The sequence below is a fragment of the Caballeronia terrestris genome (assembly GCF_001544515.1).
Classification (GTDB): domain Bacteria; phylum Pseudomonadota; class Gammaproteobacteria; order Burkholderiales; family Burkholderiaceae; genus Caballeronia; species Caballeronia terrestris.
The window spans coordinates 1-1,064 of record NZ_FCOL02000480.1 but is presented as its reverse complement, the minus strand read 5'-3'; the positions used below and the strand labels follow the sequence as shown (position 1 = coordinate 1,064).

Annotated in this window: 1 protein-coding gene and 1 pseudogene; both read right to left on the bottom strand. The window is 60.4% G+C overall.

Annotated elements, in window-relative coordinates; all coding sequences use genetic code 11:
- Positions 1-238: 238 nt before the first annotated feature.
- Positions 239-495 (bottom strand): annotated as a pseudogene (locus AWB67_RS38410) (transposase domain-containing protein); the annotation flags it as partial.
- Positions 387-1,064 (bottom strand): transposase (locus AWB67_RS38405; protein WP_143746831.1); only part of this gene is annotated, 678 nt, incomplete at its 5' end. The pseudogene AWB67_RS38410 and the gene AWB67_RS38405, both read right to left, overlap by 109 nt.

Below are 1,064 nucleotides of genomic sequence, written 5' to 3'. Positions count from 1 at the left end.
ATGTGCATGATGCCGGGCGCACTGCGACAGGCAGATTTCGACAGGCAGATTGACGCCAGCGGAGCTGCCCCGGCGCCGCATTACCGGACAGCGCGTCTCAGGCAAGCTGGAAAGAGTGTAAGCGATAGTTTTAGCATACCGAACAGGGAATCACTTGCAAGCGAAGGGCAAGCATGGCTGCGTCTAGCGGTCTTGATGGCTTGCGCGCCAACGCGATGATCGGAGCGTGTCCGCTGCGTCAGCTGACGCTTGCCTCGGCCCGCCGCTTGGCGTAGTTGAACGGCAGCAGGTCGCGAATGTCAGCGTCTGGGGGCCGCTGCGGTAACTCGGTTAGCACGTGCAGCAGCCAGGCATGCGGTTCGACGCCGCAGGCTCGGCACTGAGCATCAGACTGTAGACGATCGCGCTTGCTTTCGCACCGGCTTCCGTATCGCTGAACAGCCACGATTTTCTCGCGGTGGCAAACGGCCTGATGTCGCGCTCGATGACATTATGCCGACTCCCGGATTATACCGCCCATCTTTGACGGCGTCGCGGTACTCGGGCGACTCGCGATGAAGGTATCGATCGCCGTTGCTGCGGCTAAGCGGCTTCATGTCTTGCATCCAGAAGTGGTATGCGAATGTGCCGATCCGATGTACCGCTTGTTTGAAGCTGTGTTCGATCTTGAAGCGCAACCCATACAAGCGCATGATTTCGATGGGATCCAGGCCGAGGTCGGTGCACATCAACAGGCAGGTCCCCCTGCGAGGGTGAGTCACGGCCACGAAGCGAACGAGACGTCCGCACGCCGGCCACAGTAGATCGTCGACCCGATACCGGATGGTGACGTCGTGCTCGCCATAGACTGGGCTGGGGGCTGATTGTGAGGCCTGGGGATCAGCCAGCAGCGATTTGAGTTTGATCTTGTCACCGTAAAGCCTGGGGCGGCCGCGTTTGCGCGGTCCTTGCTGCACGTACGGGGCATAGGCGACTGCATTGGACTTCACGCGTGTGACCAGGTGGTTGTCCTGATCGCGCAGACCTTTGACGATCTTGCGAGCGGCGTAGTACGCATCTGCGAC